General features: G+C 66.4%; 14 protein-coding genes. 9 read left to right on the top strand and 5 right to left on the bottom strand.

The window, feature by feature from the left end; all coding sequences use genetic code 11:
* Entirely contained in the window at nt 1-3,000 is a 3,000-nt protein-coding gene (locus ACVMK0_RS02315) for a restriction endonuclease (RefSeq protein WP_476464158.1), read from the top strand.
* Complete coding sequence (serB, locus tag ACVMK0_RS02310; protein WP_476464157.1) at nt 2,997-3,737, top strand: phosphoserine phosphatase SerB; 741 nt, start codon at nt 2,997-2,999, stop codon at nt 3,735-3,737. The genes ACVMK0_RS02315 and serB overlap by 4 nt, the downstream gene beginning before the upstream one ends.
* On the opposite strand, the gene ACVMK0_RS02305 is transcribed toward serB, so the two are convergent.
* Nucleotides 3,734-5,107, bottom strand: coding sequence for a TrpB-like pyridoxal phosphate-dependent enzyme (locus tag ACVMK0_RS02305; RefSeq protein WP_476464156.1), 1,374 nt, complete (start codon nt 5,105-5,107; stop codon nt 3,734-3,736). The genes serB and ACVMK0_RS02305 overlap by 4 nt on opposite strands.
* A 156-nt stretch (nt 5,108-5,263) precedes the next feature.
* On the opposite strand from ACVMK0_RS02305, the gene ACVMK0_RS02300 reads away from it, so the two are divergent.
* Together ACVMK0_RS02300 and ACVMK0_RS02295 are read left to right on the top strand one after the other, a co-directional pair.
* Nucleotides 5,264-5,830: a redoxin family protein gene (locus tag ACVMK0_RS02300; RefSeq protein WP_045534681.1), complete on the top strand. Its 567-nt coding sequence runs from the start codon at nt 5,264-5,266 to the stop codon at nt 5,828-5,830.
* A gap of 283 nt (nt 5,831-6,113) precedes the next feature.
* Nucleotides 6,114-7,337: an IS110 family RNA-guided transposase gene (locus ACVMK0_RS02295; RefSeq protein ID WP_476463501.1), complete on the top strand. Its 1,224-nt coding sequence runs from the start codon at nt 6,114-6,116 to the stop codon at nt 7,335-7,337.
* A 25-nt stretch (nt 7,338-7,362) separates the two neighbouring features.
* Here ACVMK0_RS02295 and ACVMK0_RS02290 read toward each other — a convergent pair whose 3' ends face one another.
* Nucleotides 7,363-8,562 carry an aminotransferase-like domain-containing protein gene (locus ACVMK0_RS02290; RefSeq protein ID WP_476464634.1) on the bottom strand — a complete coding sequence of 400 codons (1,200 nt, stop codon included), beginning with the start codon at nt 8,560-8,562 and terminating at the stop codon, nt 7,363-7,365.
* Nucleotides 8,563-8,633: 71 nt separating this feature from the next.
* On the opposite strand from ACVMK0_RS02290, the gene nth reads away from it, so the two are divergent.
* From nth to ACVMK0_RS02270, 4 genes are all read left to right on the top strand, one after another.
* Complete coding sequence (gene nth, locus ACVMK0_RS02285) at nt 8,634-9,290, top strand: endonuclease III (protein WP_250959770.1); 657 nt, start codon at nt 8,634-8,636, stop codon at nt 9,288-9,290.
* Complete coding sequence (gene aat / locus ACVMK0_RS02280; RefSeq protein WP_476464155.1) at nt 9,287-10,072, top strand: leucyl/phenylalanyl-tRNA--protein transferase; 786 nt, start codon at nt 9,287-9,289, stop codon at nt 10,070-10,072. The genes nth and aat overlap by 4 nt, the downstream gene beginning before the upstream one ends.
* Nucleotides 10,069-10,815, top strand: a complete 747-nt coding sequence (locus ACVMK0_RS02275; RefSeq protein ID WP_045534678.1) for an arginyltransferase — start codon at nt 10,069-10,071, stop codon at nt 10,813-10,815. Before aat ends, ACVMK0_RS02275 begins: the two co-directional genes overlap by 4 nt.
* A gap of 195 nt (nt 10,816-11,010) precedes the next feature.
* Entirely contained in the window at nt 11,011-11,817 is an 807-nt protein-coding gene (locus tag ACVMK0_RS02270) for an IclR family transcriptional regulator (protein ID WP_250959772.1), read from the top strand.
* Between the two features lie 79 nt (nt 11,818-11,896).
* Here ACVMK0_RS02270 and ACVMK0_RS02265 read toward each other — a convergent pair whose 3' ends face one another.
* The 3 genes from ACVMK0_RS02265 to pssA form a co-directional block, all read right to left on the bottom strand.
* Nucleotides 11,897-13,183, bottom strand: coding sequence for a D-alanyl-D-alanine carboxypeptidase family protein (locus ACVMK0_RS02265; RefSeq protein WP_476464154.1), 1,287 nt, complete (start codon nt 13,181-13,183; stop codon nt 11,897-11,899).
* Between the two features lie 183 nt (nt 13,184-13,366).
* Nucleotides 13,367-14,917 carry a 2-isopropylmalate synthase gene (locus tag ACVMK0_RS02260; protein ID WP_476464153.1) on the bottom strand — a complete coding sequence of 517 codons (1,551 nt, stop codon included), beginning with the start codon at nt 14,915-14,917 and terminating at the stop codon, nt 13,367-13,369.
* Between the two features lie 220 nt (nt 14,918-15,137).
* Nucleotides 15,138-16,001: a CDP-diacylglycerol--serine O-phosphatidyltransferase gene (pssA, locus tag ACVMK0_RS02255; RefSeq protein ID WP_082027172.1), complete on the bottom strand. Its 864-nt coding sequence runs from the start codon at nt 15,999-16,001 to the stop codon at nt 15,138-15,140.
* 167 nt (nt 16,002-16,168) lie between these two features.
* Between pssA and ampD the strand changes: the two genes are divergently transcribed.
* Complete coding sequence (gene ampD / locus ACVMK0_RS02250) at nt 16,169-16,726, top strand: 1,6-anhydro-N-acetylmuramyl-L-alanine amidase AmpD (protein WP_045534676.1); 558 nt, start codon at nt 16,169-16,171, stop codon at nt 16,724-16,726.
* Nucleotides 16,727-16,782 lie beyond the last annotated feature (56 nt).

Here is a 16,782-nt window from a genome sequence, read left to right as displayed (position 1 = left end):
ATGAGCGCCCAATTCCAGTACACCCGCTTGGCCTACCAGGCCCAAGCCGTGCAGAGCGTGGTCGAGGTGTTTGATCAGGTGCGTTTTGTCGCCCCCGCCGACGTGCACGCCAACCCCACCTACGTCCCGCACGAGGCGCAGGCGCACTTGCGCGCCAACATCGCGCGCATCCGCCAGAGCAACCAAGTCACGGCGGGCGCGGTAGCCGTGGCCGCCAGCCCCACGCCCGCGCTGTCGCTGGATGTGCTGATGGAAACCGGCACCGGCAAGACCTTCACCATGATCGAGACCATGCACCGCCTGCACCAGCGCCACAGGCTGTCCAAGTTCATCGTGCTGGTGCCCAGCAACGCCATACGCCAAGGCATGCTCAAGAGCCTGCAAACCACGGCGGCTTTTTTTGCCCGCGAGTACAACAACCAAAAAATCAGCGTCGTCAACTACTCGGACAAATCGGTCAAAGGCTTTATTTACGCCGCCAACCGCAGCCTGACGGTGATGGTGGCCACCTACCAGTCGTTCGCGGGCGACAGCAAGCTCATCAACCAGCGCGGCGTCGAGGCCAATCTGTTTGGCCGGGCGCGCAGCTACATGGAGGCGCTGGCCGCCATCCGCCCGGTGCTGATCATCGACGAACCGCACCGCTTTGAGGGCAAGGTGGTCAAGGAGTATTTGCCCCGCTTCAACCCCATCTTGACCCTGCGCTTTGGTGCCACCTTCAAGCGCGACGAGTTTTGCAACCTGATCTACTCCCTCGACAGCCTAGAGGCCTTTCGCCAGCGGCTGGTCAAGGGCATCACGGTGGACACGGTGGGCACGCTGGCCGACGCCGGGCAAACCTTGACGCTGCTCAACGTGAGCGGCAGCGCCAAAGAGCGCACAGCGCACGTGAGCTACCAGACGCCAGCGGGCACCAGCGCCACCATTACCCTGCAAGCCAAAGACAACTTGGGCGCCAAAACCGAGCTGCCGCACCTCGACGGGCACGTGGTGGAAACCGTGACCCTCAAAGAACTGCTGTTCACCAACGGTTTTGCGCTGCCACTGGGCGAACCCACCGGCTTTGGTATGTTGGCCGACCATGTGCAGTCGCTGTTGATACAGCGCAGCATCGCCAACCATTTTGAACGCGAACAGGCGCTGTACCAGCGCGGCATCAAGGCCATCAGCCTGTTTTTCATCGACGCGGTGGCCAAGTACCTGCCTGCCACTGGCAGCGGGCAGCGCCCGGCCGTGTTGCGCGACACCTTCGAGCGGCTCTACCGGCTGGAGCTGGCCCAGGTGTTGGCCAAGCCGGATTTAGACCCCGGCTACCGCGCCTATCTGCAGCGCTCGGCCCATGATGTGAGCCGGGTGCACAAGGGTTACTTTGCCCGTTCGCACAGCGAGAAGGGCGAGGAAGAGGCCATCAAGCTGATTTTGCAGGACAAAGAAAAGCTGCTGTCATTCGACACCGATTTGCGCTTCATCTTCTCGATGTGGGCGCTGCAAGAGGGCTGGGACAACCCAAACGTGTTCACGCTGTGCAAACTGGCACCGAGCCACTCCAAGATCAGCAAGCTGCAGCAGATCGGGCGCGGCCTGCGTTTGGCCGTCAACCAGCAGCTGGAGCGGGTGCAAGCCGATGACGCGGTCTTTGACGCCATCAACGACTTGGTGGTGGTGGTACCGGCCAGCGAGGGCGATTTTGTGCGCGCCATTCAGGCCGAGATTTCCGAGCACAGCCTCAAGCGCGTGTCGCAACATCTGTCCCATGAGGTGCTGCGGCTCAACGGCGTGATCGCTGGTGACAACGCATTCATGACGGTCTATTTACTGGACGCATTGGCCGCGCAGGGCTTTGCAACGGTGGACAGGGCCAGCGGCACCGCCACCTTGGCGCTAGACAAAGCCCCGTACCAAGCGCGCCGCGACGCACTGGAAAAGACCCTGCTGCATCAGGTGCCCGGGATGACGGCTGCGCAGGCAAAGAACTTGATCGGCTACCTAGACGCCTATTACGAGGGCACGGGACAGGTCAAGACCAAACAGCGCAAACAGACGACGACCCTGAGCATCCGCGCCGAGCAGTATGCGCACTTCCGGCACCTGTGGGAAAACCTCAACCGCCACGCGGTGTTGCGTTATGAAGTCGATACCCCCAAGCTGATCGACAAGGTGCTCGAAAGCATCGGCCGCAATTTTGATGTACGCCCACTGTCCCTCAACGTGACGCGCACCACCGATGTCGAAACCCTACACCAGGCGCGCAGCACGCAGGGCAGCTACACCATCGAGGCCCATTCGGTGTATTCCATGGCGCAGTTCGTGCGCGAGTTGGCCCACCTCACACGGCTGTCGCTGCACACGGTGAGCGCCATTTTGCAGCGCATGCCGCCGGACAAATTTGCGCAGATCCGCCACAACGAAAACCGCGCCTTGACCAGCCTGCGCGACCTGATCCAGCGCTGCATCCACGAGCTGGTGGTGAACCGGGTGTGCTACGACATCCGCGAAATCCGCATTGAGACGGCGCTGACCGACAAAAACGGCGCCTTGCTCAAGACCATTCCGGCGGCACTGTGTGGCGCCGAAACGCACGGCATCGCCAACCCCGCCGTGCGCCAACGCTCACTGTATGAGCAAGCGCTGATGCCCGTAGACAGCCAGATTGAGCGCCAAACAGTGGACGATTCGAACCTGCAAGGCATCACGGTATTTGCCAAGCTGCCCAAAATCAACATCCCAACGCCGCTGGGCAACTACAACCCTGACTTTGGCTACGTAATTGCCCACCAAGGCCAAGCCCAGGCTTTGTACTTGGTGGTTGAGACCAAGGGCTACGACAACCAGCAAGACATCCCCGAGCGCGAGCGCTGGAAAATGGACAGCGCCGTGCACTTTTTCAAGGCCCTGAAAGGCCAAGGCATCGACGTGCATTACAAAACCAAAATCAACCAAGAATCGCTGGCCCAGTTGCTGCAGCAAATCGATCCCGCTTTGACCTTGGCCGCGCCATGAACTCCCCCACCGAACACGCCACCGCATACGCCCCCGGCCTGACCGTGCAGGGCTTCAACCCACCGCTGCGCCTGCGCGACTTTGGGCTCATCGCCTTCGACATGGACTCGACGCTGATCAACATCGAGTGCGTGGACGAGATCGCCGACGCCGTAGGCCGCAAGGCCGAGGTGGCAGCCATCACCGAGGCCGCCATGCGCGGCGAGATCACCGACTTCAAAGACAGCCTGCGCCGGCGCGTGGCGCTGCTCGAGGGCGTGACCGTGGCCGATATGGAGCGCGTCTATGCCGAGCGGCTGCGCCTCAACCCCGGCGCCGCCGAGCTCGTGGCCGCCTGCCGCGCTGCCGGGCTCAAAACGCTGCTGGTCTCGGGCGGCTTCACTTTTTTTGCCGAGCGCGTGCGCGCCGAGCTGGGCATCGACTTCGTGCGCGCCAACGTGCTCGAACTGCGCAGCGGCCCCAATTGCGGCGCCCTCACCGGCCGCTTGCTGCCCCAGTGCTGGGGCGACATCTGCGACGGCGCCGAAAAGCGCCGCACCCTGCTCGAGGTCGCCAGCTTGCTGGGCCTGGAGCCGGCGCAGTGCATCGCCGTGGGCGACGGCGCCAACGACCTGCCCATGATGGCCGCCGCCGGGCTATCGGTGGCTTTTCAGGCCAAGCCGGTGGTGCGCGCGCAGGCGCACGTGGCGATCAACCAAGGCGGGCTCGAGCGCCTGCTCGAAGTCGTACGGCCTTAAACCCCACCCCCCGGCACGCTGGGCAGCCCGGCCAGCGCCATGGCGAGCTCTTGCTCGTCGTAGGCTTCGTCCCTGAGCTCGCCGGCAAAGTACTTCTGGTACGAGGCCATGTCGAAGTGGCCGTGGCCGCACAGGCCAAACAAAATCGTCTCGCTGCGGCCCTCGCGCTTGCAGCGCAGCGCCTCTTCGATCGCGCCCTTGACGGCGTGGTTGGCCTCGGGCGCGGGCACGATGCCTTCGGCACGCGCAAACGCCACCCCGGCGGCAAAGCACTCGCCTTGGGTGTAGGCCACGGCTTCGAGCAAACCCAGCTCTTTGCAGTGGCTCACCAGCGGCGCCATGCCGTGGTAGCGCAAGCCCCCGGCATGAAAACCGGGCGGCGTGAAGGTGCTGCCCAAGGTGTGCATCTTGGTCAGGGGCGTCAGGTGCCCGGTGTCGCCAAAGTCGTAGGCGTAGCGGCCGCGCGTGAGCGACGGGCAAGCCGCCGGCTCCACCGCCACGATGCGCGCCTTGCGGCCGCCGCGCAGCGCGTCGCCCATGAACGGAAAAGCGAGGCCAGCAAAGTTCGAGCCGCCCCCGGTGCAGCCCACCACCACGTCGGGCCAGGCGTCGGCCATCTGCAATTGCTGCATCGCTTCCAGCCCGATCACGGTCTGGTGCAACAGCACGTGGTTGAGCACCGAGCCGAGTGCGTACTTGGTGTCCTCGCGCTGCACCGCCAGCTCCACGGCTTCAGAGATCGCAATCCCGAGGCTACCCGGGTGCTCGGGGCGCTGCGCCAACACGCTGCGGCCATAGGCGGTCTCGGTGGAGGGCGAGGCCACGCAGCGCGCGCCGTAGGTTTCCATGACGGCGCGGCGGTAGGGTTTTTGGTCGTAGCTCACGCGCACCTGGAACACCAGCACTTCGAGGTCGAAGAGCGAGCCGGCAAAGGCGAGCGAGGTGCCCCACTGGCCGGCCCCGGTCTCGGTGGTCAGGCGCTTGACGCCGGCTTGCTGGTTGTAAAAAGCCTGCGGGATGGCGGTGTTGGGCTTGTGGCTGCCGGCTGGGCTCACGCCCTCGTATTTGTAAAAAATCTTGGCCGGGGTGCCCAGCAGCTTTTCCAGCCGGTGCGCGCGGTACAGCGGCGCCGGGCGCCAGAGGCGGTAGATTTCGCGCACCGGCTCGGGGATTTCGATCTCGCGCTCGGTGCTCACCTCTTGTTTGATCAGCTCGAGCGGAAACAGCGGCAGCAAATCGTCGGGGCCTATGGGCTGCAAGGTGCCCGGATGCAGCACCGGCGGCGCGGGCTGCGGCAAATCGGCGGCGATGTTGTACCAGCTGCGCGGCAGCTGGCTTTCGTCGAGCAGGTACTTGGTGGTTTGGGTCAAGATGCGATCTCCTTGGTGGCAATGGCAGTAGGGGCGAGCGCGCAGACACCAGTGGGCACAGCTCTGCTGCTGCACAGCGCCAATGTAGCACGCCGTTGGAGCCTACTGGCCAGCACGCCAGCACACCGGGGCCAGAGCGGCGACAATCGGGCACACATGAATACCCCCGCCACCCCACCCTCGCGCTGGCAACGCTGGCGCTCGCGTCTGCTCACCGTGGCGCTGGTGCTGGCGGTGTTTTTGGGCGTGCAAGCCTGGCAGACGCGCGCGGTGCCGGCCGTGCTCGACCTCAACCAGCCGGTGCAGTGGCTGGGCCGCGATGGCAGCAGCCACAGCGGCAGCTTGGCGCAGGCCTTGGCCGCTGCCCGCCTAGTGCACCCCGACGCCGGCACGCGGCCGGTGGCGCTCTACCTCTGGGCCGAGTGGTGCCCCATCTGCCGCGGCATGGAGGGCAGCGTGACGCGGCTGGGGCAGGACTGGCCGCTGCTCACGGTGGCCATGCAATCGGGCCCGGCGGCGCAGGTGCTGCGCTATCAGCAGCAGCGCGGGCTGCCGTGGTTGAGCGTGATCGACGCGCGCGGCACGCTGGCGCAGGCGCTGGGCTACCGCTCGGTGCCGGCCTTTGCGGTGATCGACACCGATGGCCGCTTGCGCTTTGCCACCGTGGGCTTCACCACCGGGGCCGGGATGCGGCTGCGGCTGTGGCTGGCGCACTGGTTCTAGGGGCGCCGCGGCCTCTCAGCCTACTTTCTCCCAGCCTCCCAGCCTCTCAGTTATCCATTCCGCGAACGCGGCACCCGCGACGCATGAAACCGGTGTGTAATTGAGGGGCGGCGTCCGGCACAGAGGTCGGTTCGTACTTGGTGCTTCGAGCTCGTTTCTCAGTTGGACCCGCGGCCTCACGAGCACCCCGCACTGTCGCCTGGGGACCAGCGCCCCTGAGCACGCACTTCAGACTTCGATGACGTGGGCCGCACGCTGATGTCGCCGCGACTTGGAGGCGATCATGGACGTAATCTACCGCCGTTGCGCGGGACTGGACGTGCACAAGCAGACCGTGGTGGCTTGTGCACGCGTGGCGGGCCAAGGCCCGCTGTTGCAAGAGGTGCGCACCTTTGCCACCACCACCTCGGGGTTGCTGGAGTTGGTGGACTGGCTGGAGTCCTTGCACATCGAGCACGTGGGCATGGAGGCCACGGGGGTGTACTGGAAGCCCGTCTGGCACATCTTGGAGGGGCACTTTGAGCTGGTGCTGGCCAACGCGGCGCACGTCAAGAACGTGCCTGGGCGCAAGACCGACGTCAACGACGCGGTGTGGCTGGCTGACCTGCTGGCGCATGGTTTGATTCGCGCCAGCTTCGTGCCGCCCACCCCAGTGCAGGAGTTGCGCACCCTCACGCGCACGCGCAAGCAGTTCGTGCGCGAGCGCGCTGCGCATGTGCAGCGCATTGAGAACGTGCTCGAAGACGCCAACCTCAAGATCACCAGCGTCATCAGCGACATCTTGGGCCATGGGGGACGTGCGGTGTTGCGGGCCATCATCGCCGGTCACAGCAGCCCCGACTTCTTGGCCGCGCAGATCACCACCCGTGTCAAGGCCAGTCAAGCTGAGTTGCGCGAAGCGCTGCGCGGGCGCATCAGCCCACACCACCGCTTCATGCTCAAGCTGCATTTGGGTCACATCGAGGCCTTGGATCAGGCCATCGCCGAGATCGAACAGGAGGTGAGCCAAGGGCTCGAGCCGTTTCGGCAAGCTGCCCGCTTGCTGAGCACCATACCCGGCGTGAGCGAGGTCAGCGCCAATGTGCTGATTGCCGAAATCGGCATCGACATGTCGCGCTTTGCTTCGCCGGCGCATTTGCTGTCTTGGGCTTGTCTGTGCCCGCGCAGTGACGAGAGCGCCGGCAAGCGGCGCAGCACCCGATTGCGACGAGGCGGCGTCTGGCTCAAGAGCACACTGGTGCAGTCGGCTTGGTCCGCGGTCAGGGTCAATGGCGGCTACTTGCAAGCGCAGTTCCATCGCATCCGCGCCCGCCGGGGCGTCAAGAAAGCGATCATCGCCGTGGCCGCCTCCATGCTCACGGCCGTTTGGCACATGCTGCGCGATGGCACCGAGTGGCACGATCTGGGCGCGGCGCACTTTGACCAAGCCAACACCCAGAAAGTAGCCAACCGCCTGCTCAAACGGCTGCAGAGCATAGGCTACAACGTGCAGATAACGCCGGCTTGAATGAGTCGTGGAGTCTGGTTTCACTTCAGCCCGCTTTGAGCGCCCGCGCCAGCCGCGCCACCCCTTCGCGGATGCGCTCTGCATCGACGGTGGCAAAGCTCAGGCGCAGCGTGGCCAAGTCGGGGTCGCAGGCATAAAAGGGCCGCCCCGGCACGAAGGCCACGCCTTGCTGCACGGCGCGCTGCGCCAGCGCTTGGCCGTCGGCGCAGGCCCCGCCGGCACCCGTCAGGCGCGCCCAGATGAACAAACCGCCCTGTGGCGGCACAAAGTCGATCGCCGCCCCGAGCTCGCTGCGCAGCGCGGCACCCAAGGCTTGGGCGCGTTCGGCATAGACCACGCGCACCCGCGCCAGCGCAGCCGCCAAGCGGCCGCCTTGCAGGTACTGCGCCGCCGTGGCTTGGGCAAAGGTGCTGGTGTGGGCGTCGCTGAACTGCTTGCACATCACCGCCTTGGCCAGCAGCTCGGGCGGCGCCACCAGCCAGCCGATGCGCAGCCCGGGGCTGAGCACCTTGCTCAGCGAACCGCAGTGCAGCAGCCAGTCGCGGCTGCCCGGGACTTCGGCGCTCAGGGCCAGCAGGCTTGGCGGCGGCGCGGCGCCAAAATACAGGTCGCCGTAGGGGTCGTCCTCGACGATCGGGGTTTGGGTGCGCAGCGCCAGTTCGAGCACGCGCCGGCGCCGCTCCAGGCTCAAAAGCGCGCCGCTGGGGTTGCCAAAGCTGGGCACCAGATAGACGAACTTGGGCCGGTGCTCGGCGATCAGCGCCTCGAGCCGCTGCACATCGACGCCGTCGGCGTCGATCGGGGCCGTGATCAACTGCGCGCCGTAGAGGCGAAAGCACTGGATCGTGGCCAAAAAGGTCGGCCCCTCGACGATCACCTTGTCGCCGGGCGAGATCAGCGTCTTGCCGATCAGATCCAGCGCCTGCTGGCTGCCGGTGGTGACGATGAGCTGCTCGGGCGCCAGCCCCTGCACCCCCTTGCCGGCCATGAGCGCCGCCAGCTGCTCGCGCAGCGGCTGGTAGCCTTCGGTGGCGCCGTACTGCAAGGCGGCGGCTGGGTCGGTGCTCAGGGCGCGCTCGCTGGCGGCGCGAATGCCCTCGACGTCAAACAGCGCCGCGTCGGGGAAGCCGCCCGCCAAGCTGATGATGCCGGGCTGGCCCAGCAGCTTGAACAGCTCGCGGATGGCCGATGTCTCGACTTGCGATAGGCGATCGGCAAAACGGATCGCATTGGGTGTCGCATTGGGTGTCGCATTGGGTGTCGCATGGGGTGCGCTCATGGGTGAAAATCCTCGCCATGGAACCAGTACACATCGAGCCGTTCTTTGCCGCCTTGGCGGCGGCCAACCCCGAGCCCGAAACCGAGCTGGAGTATAAGAGCGACTTTGAGCTGCTGTGCGCGGTGCTGCTCAGCGCCCAAGCCACCGACGTGAGCGTGAACCGCGCCACCCGCACCCTGTTTGCCGCCGCCTCCACACCGGCGCAGATGCTGGCCCTCGGGCTCCAGGGGGTGCAGGCGCACATCCAGTCCATCGGGCTGTACCGCAGCAAGGCGCGCCATTTGCTGCAAACCTGCCAGCTGCTGCTCGAGCGCCACGGCGGCCAGGTGCCACGCAGCCGCGCCGCGCTCGAGGCCCTGCCCGGCGTCGGGCGCAAGACCGCCAATGTGGTGCTCAACGTGGCTTTTGGCGAGCCCACGCTGGCGGTGGACACGCACGTGTTTAGGCTCGCCAACCGCAGCGGCTTGGCGCCGGGGCGCACGCCCCTCGAGGTGGAGCGGGGCTTGCTAGCGCGCATCCCGCCGGCGTATTTGCGCCACGCCCACAACTGGCTGATCCTGCACGGTCGCTACGTCTGCCGCGCGCGGGCGCCGCTGTGCGGCCAGTGCCACGTGGCAGCCTGGTGCGACACGGCACCACATAACGCGGCGGCCTCAGCCCCGCCACGCCCATGAGCCACCCGCCCGGCCCGCGCCACGCCCTGCCTTGGTTGGAGCCGGGGCAGGCTTTTCCGCCGGTCGAGCAAGCTTGGGCAGAAGGCGACCCGATTCCGGGTCTGCTGGCCGCCGGTGGCGCGCTCGACTGCGCCACCTTGGCGCGCGCCTATGCCAGCGGCATCTTTCCTTGGTTCAGCGGCGAGCAGCCCATCCTGTGGTGGAGCCCCGACCCGCGCATGGCGCTGCGCCCAGCCGACTTTAGGCTCCACCCCTCGTTGCGCAAAGAAATCCGGAGCGGCTTGCGCACGGGCGAGCTCGAAATCCGCATCGACAGCGCCTTCGAGCACGTGCTGCGCGCCTGCGCCCACAGCCCGCGCCACGGCCAGCGCGGCACCTGGATCGTGCCGCCGATGATCGACGCCTATCTGGCCTGGCACCAGGCCGGCAGCGTGCACAGCGTCGAGACCTGGTACCAAGGCGAACTCGTCGGCGGCCTGTACTGCGTCAACTTGGGGCGCATGGTGTTTGGCGAATCGATGTACAGCCGCCGCCCCAACGCCTCCAAAATCGCGCTGGCGGCGCTGGTGGCGTGCGCCCGCGCCTGGCAGGTGCCGTTGATCGACTGCCAGCAAGACACCGCGCACCTGGCCTCACTCGGTGCCCGCACCCTGTCGCGCAGCGAATTTTTGCGCAGCGCCCAACAGGCCATGGCTGCGCCCAGCCCGCTTTGGCGCTTCGAAACCGTACACTGGCAAACCCTGTTGGCTCCCAACCCCAGCACCCAACCCCCACCGCCGTGACGCACCCGCAGGAACTCCCGCTGCAAGCCGTGCAGTTTTACGCCACCGCCGCCTACCCGTGCAGCTACTTGAACGAGCGCACGGCGCGCTCCCTCGTGGCCTCGCCCAGTCACCTGATCCGGGGCGACACCTACGCGCAACTGGTGGCCCAAGGGTTTAGGCGCAGCGGACTCTACACCTACCGGCCGCACTGCGACGGCTGCCAAGCCTGCGTGCCGCTGCGCGTGGACGCGCAAGCCTTTGCGCCCAGCCGCAGCCAGCGCCGCGCTTGGAAGCGCCACGCCCACCTGCAAGCGCGCGTGCTCACGCTGGGCCTGCGGCCGGCGCACTACGATCTGTACTTGCGCTACCAACGCCAGCGCCACCCCGGTGGCGGCATGGACCACGACGACCTCGAACAGTACCGCCAGTTTCTGTTGCAAAGCCGCGCCGACACGCGGCTGGTCGAGTTCAACGAGCCGGCGCCCGATGGCGGCGCCGAGGCCTTGCGCATGGTCTCGATCCTCGATGTGCTCGAAGACGGCCTGTCCGCCGTGTACACCTTCTACGACCCCGCCGACCCCAGCGCCGCCTACGGCAGCTACAGCGTGCTGTGGCAACTCGAACAGGTGCGTCAGCTGGGGCTGCGTTACCTCTATCTGGGCTACTGGATCGAGGCCAGCCCCAAGATGAGCTATAAAAGCCGCTTTCAGCCGCACCAGTTGCTGCTCGGTGGGCGCTGGCAAACGCCGCCTGCCAGTTAGCTTGCGCTGGCGGTGTACCAGCCTGGTGCGTGGCTTGGGTGTACCGGCGCATGCACACCACCCATCGCGCGCCACCGCGTGCACACCGACACAAGCGCGCCATACCTAGCGTGGAATGGCTAGCGTGGAATGGCGTGGAATGGCTTTTCACCAAGTAAAATGCGCTGCCATGCTTTCTGCCAAGGGCTACGCACCATGAACCGCATTCCGCACAGCGCCCCCCTGCCCATCTCGCCGCCCAAGCCCAGCGTGCAGGTGATCGAACGCATCATGCAGCTGCTCGAGGTGCTGGCCGCGCACGAAGAGCCGGTGCCACTCAAGCTGATCAGCGAGCGCGCCGGCTTGCACCCTTCCACGGCGCACCGCATCCTCAACGACCTGGCTTTGGGGCGCTTGGTCGAGCGGCCCGAACCCGGGGCCTACCGGCTGGGCATGCGCCTGCTCGAGCTCGGCAACTTGGTCAAGGGCCGCCTGAGCGTGCGCGACGCGGCGCTGCTGCCCATGCGCGAGCTGCACAAACAAATCCAGCAACCGGTCAACCTGAGCGTGCGCCAAGGCGACGAAATCATTTACGTGGAACGCGCCTACAGCGAGCGCTCGGGCATGCAGGTGGTGCGCGCCATCGGGGGCCGGGCGCCGCTGCACCTGACTTCGGTCGGCAAGCTGTTCTTGGCCGCCGACGATCCGCAGCGCCTGCGCGCCTACGCCAGCCGCACCGGCCTGATGGGCCAAACGCGCAACAGCATCACCCAGCTGCCCTTGCTGGAGCGCGAACTGGCGCTGTGCCGCCGCCACGGCGTGGCGCGCGACAACGAGGAGCTGGAGCTGGGGGTGCGTTGCATGGCCGCCGGCATATACGACGACCAAGGCCGGCTGGTGGCGGGCTTGTCGATCTCGGCCCCGGCCGATCGGCTCGAAGAAAGCTGGCTGCCCAAGCTGCGCGCCACTGCGGGGCAGATCAGCGCCGCGCTGGGCTGGCAAGCCGAACCGAACCTGCCCTGATGCGCATGCTTGGTGCCATGGCCTGATTGGGTGCCCCACTGCAGGGCAGACCCCCGATCAAGCGTGCCGCGTCTGGCGTTTAGCTCGGTTGCCGCAGCCCCGAGCGCTCGCGCTCACTGGCCGACACCGCATCGGCCGGCCGCGGGCCGCTCGAAAACAGGCTTCGCAACACCCAGCGGCGCAGCCGCTCGGCGTCGGTGGCACGCGCTTGGCTGCCGCTGGCACCCAGCAGCACCAAGATGAGCGAACGCCCCGACACATCGGCTTGCATCACCAGCGTGCGCCCAGCCTCGCGGATGAAGCCGGTTTTTTGCAGGTTGATTTCCCAGTCGCCGTTGCGCACCAGCACGTTGCTGTTGCGGTAGGTGATCGTGCGCGGCCCAAGCGCCAACTGGTACTGCGGTGAGACCGACAGCTCGCGCACCAAGGGGCGGTGCGAGCTGGCCGCCGTGAGCATGGCCAAGTCGCGGGCACTGGAGCGGTTGGCGCCCGACAAACCGGTGGGGTCGGCAAAGTGGGTGTCGTGCATGCCCAACTCGGCCGCCTTGCGGTTCATTTGGCGCACGAACTGCTGCACCCCGCCGGGGAAATAGCGCGCCAGCGCGTGGGTGGCGCGGTTTTCGCTCGACATCAGCGCCAGATGCAGGGCTTGGCCGCGCGTGAGCTGCGCCCCCACTGGCAGGCGCGAACCGCTGCCACGCAGCCGATCGACGTCGGCCTGGGTGATGGTCAGGACTTCGTTCAAATCCTGCTGGGCATCGACCACGACGATCGCGGTCATGAGCTTGGTGATGGAGGCGATCGGCAACACCACGGTGTCGTTTTTGCCGAGCAAAATTTCGCCCGTGTTGGCATCCACCAGCAGCGCCACGCCTGAATCGAGCTCGAGCGGGTCGTCGGCCACACGCAAGCCCAAGCGCTCGGCCTGCATCGGGCTGGCGGATGCGTTGCCCACGGCGGGGGCAGCGGGCATGGCGGCACGCAGCGGCTGGGTCGGCGCCGCTGCCACCACCACCGACACCCGCTGCGACTGCGCCGCCGCATGGCGCGCACGCTCGATCTGCGCATCCGATGCGATTTGTTCTTTGGCGGCGAAGCGCTGCCCTGCAGACTCGGGCCTAGCCGCACTGGCTGGGGCGACACTGGGGCGGCTGGCCTGCGGCGCTGTGGCGCGATCGCGCTCGGCCCGGGGGCTGTTGACCTGAGCAGGCGCGGCCCGAGCCCCCTCGATGCGCACCTCGGGCGCCGCCACGCGCTGCTTGGCAGGAAAAGGCGTTTGGGCGTGCACGGGCAGCAGCAAACCCGTGCACCCGAGCAGCAGGGCCGCCGACCAGCCTGGGCGCAGCACAAATTGGTATCGGTTCATGTTTTTCTACCCTCTAGAAACAGGCGCTGGGGCTGCCAGTATAGAGAGAAAAATCAAAAACCAATCCAGATTCAGGCGCTTGTGAGGGGTTTTTAAGCCCTCATCACAAGATTTTTGCGGCCGTTTAAGGGTTTTCCCTAGGCCGCTCAAGGCCCACGCAGCGCAGCCCGGGCGGCTTGCGCTTCAGACCGGCCAGCCCTGCGCCTGCACCCGCTCGGCCTTGCTGTGCAACTTGGTGAGGGCACTCAGGTAGGCTTTGGCCGACGCGACCACGATGTCGGGGTCGGAGCCGACGCCGTTGACCACCCGGCCTGCGTGCTGCAGCCGCACCGTGACTTCGCCCTGGCTTTCAGTCGAGCCGCTGGTGATGGCGTTGACCGAATACAGCTGCAGCTCGGCGCCGCTGTGCACGTGGGTCTCGATGGCTTTGAGCGACGCATCCACCGGGCCGTTGCCCTCGGCTTGTCCGCAGTACTCTTTGCCGCCGATGGTGAACACCACCCGCGCTTGCGGGCGCTCGCCGGTCTCGCTGTGCTGGGCCAGCGCCACCAGCGCGTAGTGTTCGTGGTCGGGTGTCACGCTCTCGTCGCTGACCAGCGCCAGAATGTCTTCGTCAAAAATTTCCGACTTGCGGTCGGCCAGCTCTTTGAACTTGGCAAAGGCGGCGTTGAGCTCGACTTCGCTGTGCAGCGCGATCCCGAGCTCGTCGAGGCGCTGCTTGAAGGCGTTGCGGCCGCTGAGCTTGCCGAGCACGATTTTGTTGGCGCTCCAGCCCACGTCTTCAGCGCGCATGATCTCGTAGGTGGCGCGCGCCTTGAGCACGCCGTCTTGGTGGATGCCGCTGGCGTGGGCAAAGGCGTTGGCCCCGACCACGGCCTTGTTGGGCTGCACCACAAAGCCGGTGGTCTGGCTGACCATGCGGCTGGCAGGCACGATCTGCGTGGTGTCGATGCCGACTTCAAGGCCGTAGTAATCGCGCCGCGTTTTGACGGCCATGACGATTTCTTCGAGCGCGCAGTTGCCGGCGCGCTCACCCAAGCCGTTGATGGTGCACTCGACCTGGCGCGCGCCGCCGATCTTGACGCCGGCGAGCGAGTTGGCCACCGCCATGCCCAGATCGTTGTGGCAGTGCACGCTCCAGACCGCGAGGTCGGAGTTGGGCACGCGCTCGCGCAGGTCGCGGATGAAGTGGCCGTAGAGTTCGGGCACGCCGTAGCCCACGGTGTCGGGGATGTTGATGGTGCGCGCGCCGGCGCTGATCACCGCCTCGATGACGCGGCACAAAAAGTCGGGGTCGCTGCGGTAGCCGTCTTCGGGGCTGAACTCGACGTCGGGGCACAGCTGGCGCGCCAGCCGCACCGCCTGCTGCGCCTGCTCAAACACCTGGTCGGGCGTCATGCGCAGCTTTTTTTCCATGTGCAGCGCGCTGGTGGCGATGAAGGTGTGGATGCGGGCGCTGCGCGCGCCGGCCAGCGCCTCGGCCGAGCGGCTGATGTCGTGCTCGTTGGCGCGCGCCAGCGAGCACACGGTGCTGTCCTTGATGGCGTCGGCGATGGCCTTGACGGCTTCGAAGTCGCCGTTGGAGGCGGCGGCAAAGCCAGCCTCGATCACGTCCACCTTCAGGCGCTCGAGCTGGCGCGCGATGCGCAGCTTCTCGTCCTTGGTCATGGAAGCGCCGGGCGACTGCTCGCCGTCGCGCAAGGTGGTGTCAAAAATGATCAGTTTGTCGCTCATGTGAGTGCTCCAAGCGGTGTGACCGCAACCTGGTGTTGCCCGCAGCCCCTAAAACACCAACGGCCCGCTGCGGGTGCAAACGGGCCGTTGTGCAAAAAAGGCGTGCGCTAGCTCGCCGACCCGTGGTGAAACAAGGGTAGTAGCGATAGCGCGCGCAGGTTTTGCATGGCAGCAATATAACATGCCCAGTCGGGCGGGCGATTGCCCCTGCCTATCACCTTCAGCGGTGCAGGTCTTTTTCGTCTGGGTCGTGGGTGCTGGTGCTCACCACGCTGGTGGGCTCGCCGCGCAGCTTGCGCCAGCCATACACCACGTAGCCCGAGGCGGCATAGCCGGCGATCAGGCCAAACAGCACCAGCGGCGGATGGATGTTGATCACCGCGATCCCCAACGCCACCAGCACGATCACCACGAACGGCACGCTGCGCTTGAGGTTGAGGTCTTTGAAGCTGTAAAAGGGGATGTTGGAGACCATGGTCAGCCCAGCGTAAAGCATGAGGGCGAACATCGGCCAGACCAGATCGGGGGGGCTGACCTCGAACTCGGTCGCCAGCCAGATGAAGCCCGCCACCAGCGCCGCCGCCGCCGGCGAGGGCAGGCCCTGGAAGTAGCGCCGATCGACCACGGCGGTGTTCACATTAAAGCGCGCCAACCGCAGCGCCGCGCAGGCGCAATAGACAAAAGCCGCAATCCAGCCCCAGCGCCCCAGGTCGTACAGCGCCCACTCGTAAGCCACCAACGCCGGCGCGGCGCCAAACGAGACCATATCGGCCAGCGAGTCCATCTGCTCGCCAAAGGCGCTTTGCGTGCGCGTCAGGCGCGCCACCCGGCCGTCGAGGCTGTCGAGCACCATGGCCGCAAAAATACCCAGCGTGGCCAGATCAAAACGGCCGTTCATGGCCATGACCACGGCATAAAACCCACCGAACAGCCCTGCCAGTGTGATCAGGTTGGGCAGCACGTAGATGCCCTTGATGCGCCGTGGCGGGGGTAGGCTTGGGGGCGGGGGCGGTGCAGCAGCTCCACAGGCCCCCGAATCGGGCTCGGGCTTGGGGGCAGGTGGGGGGCTGGCATCGGCTTGCATGGCGGCAAGTGTAAGCCATTGCGCTCGGCATCTGGACATCGACATCTGGGCTGACACCCTTATCTGGACTGACTCGGGTAAATGTGCCGCCCACTCCAGCTAGACTCAATATCCTGAACCTCACCGCCCCCAACCCGCCTTTCTCCTAAAGCCCTTCCGCCGTGCCCATGCCCACCCCCCGCCGCTGCCCCAGCCCGCACCACGGCGCGCGCCCGCCGCAGGCGCGCATCACGCTGCTGGTGTTGCACTCCATCAGCCTGCCGCCGGGGCAGTACGGCGGCCCGCAGGTCGAGCAACTGTTTGCTGGCACGCTGGACTGGGGCGCGCACCCCTACTTTGAGTCGATCCGGGGCCTGCAGGTGTCGGCGCACTACTTCATTCGCCGCTGCGGCGAGCTGCTGCAGTTTGTGGACTGCGAGCGCCGCGCCTGGCATGCCGGGGCCTCGCAGTGGCAGGACCGGCCCAACTGCAACGATTTTTCCATCGGCATCGAGCTCGAAGGCCTGGAAGGCGAGCCCTTCGAGCCAGCCCAGTACCCAACGCTGGCCGCGCTGTGCCTCGAGCTCGCGGCGCGCTACCCGATTGAGCACGTGGCCGGGCACCAGCACATCGCCCCCGGGCGCAAGGCCGACCCCGGCCCGGGTTTCGACTGGGCGCTGCTGCAGCGCCTGACCGGCTGGCCGCGCGAACGCTTGGCCGGGCTGTGGCCGCAAGACCAAGCGTAGATTTTCGCCACCCCCCCTTGAAAAGCGGCGCTGCGCCCTTATCATTAGCACTCGTT

The organism is Serpentinimonas sp. SSL01 (assembly GCF_056323735.1).
The sequence above is the reverse complement of the archived record's forward strand: the minus strand, read 5'-3'. Positions and strand labels throughout refer to the sequence as shown.

What these genes read in the sequence shown, in the direction of transcription:
- ACVMK0_RS02315 (WP_476464158.1), top strand. Translation starts at nt 1, where the DNA reads ATGAGCGCCCAATTCCAGTACACCCGCTTGGCCTACCAGGCCCAAGCC.
- serB (WP_476464157.1), top strand. Translation starts at nt 2,997, where the DNA reads ATGAACTCCCCCACCGAACACGCCACCGCATACGCCCCCGGCCTGACC.
- ACVMK0_RS02300 (WP_045534681.1), top strand. Translation starts at nt 5,264, where the DNA reads ATGAATACCCCCGCCACCCCACCCTCGCGCTGGCAACGCTGGCGCTCG.
- ACVMK0_RS02295 (WP_476463501.1), top strand. Translation starts at nt 6,114, where the DNA reads ATGGACGTAATCTACCGCCGTTGCGCGGGACTGGACGTGCACAAGCAG.
- nth (WP_250959770.1), top strand. Translation starts at nt 8,634, where the DNA reads ATGGAACCAGTACACATCGAGCCGTTCTTTGCCGCCTTGGCGGCGGCC.
- aat (WP_476464155.1), top strand. Translation starts at nt 9,287, where the DNA reads ATGAGCCACCCGCCCGGCCCGCGCCACGCCCTGCCTTGGTTGGAGCCG.
- ACVMK0_RS02270 (WP_250959772.1), top strand. Translation starts at nt 11,011, where the DNA reads ATGAACCGCATTCCGCACAGCGCCCCCCTGCCCATCTCGCCGCCCAAG.
- ACVMK0_RS02265 (WP_476464154.1), bottom strand. Translation starts at nt 13,183, where the DNA reads ATGAACCGATACCAATTTGTGCTGCGCCCAGGCTGGTCGGCGGCCCTG.
- ACVMK0_RS02260 (WP_476464153.1), bottom strand. Translation starts at nt 14,917, where the DNA reads ATGAGCGACAAACTGATCATTTTTGACACCACCTTGCGCGACGGCGAG.
- pssA (WP_082027172.1), bottom strand. Translation starts at nt 16,001, where the DNA reads ATGCAAGCCGATGCCAGCCCCCCACCTGCCCCCAAGCCCGAGCCCGAT.
- ampD (WP_045534676.1), top strand. Translation starts at nt 16,169, where the DNA reads ATGCCCACCCCCCGCCGCTGCCCCAGCCCGCACCACGGCGCGCGCCCG.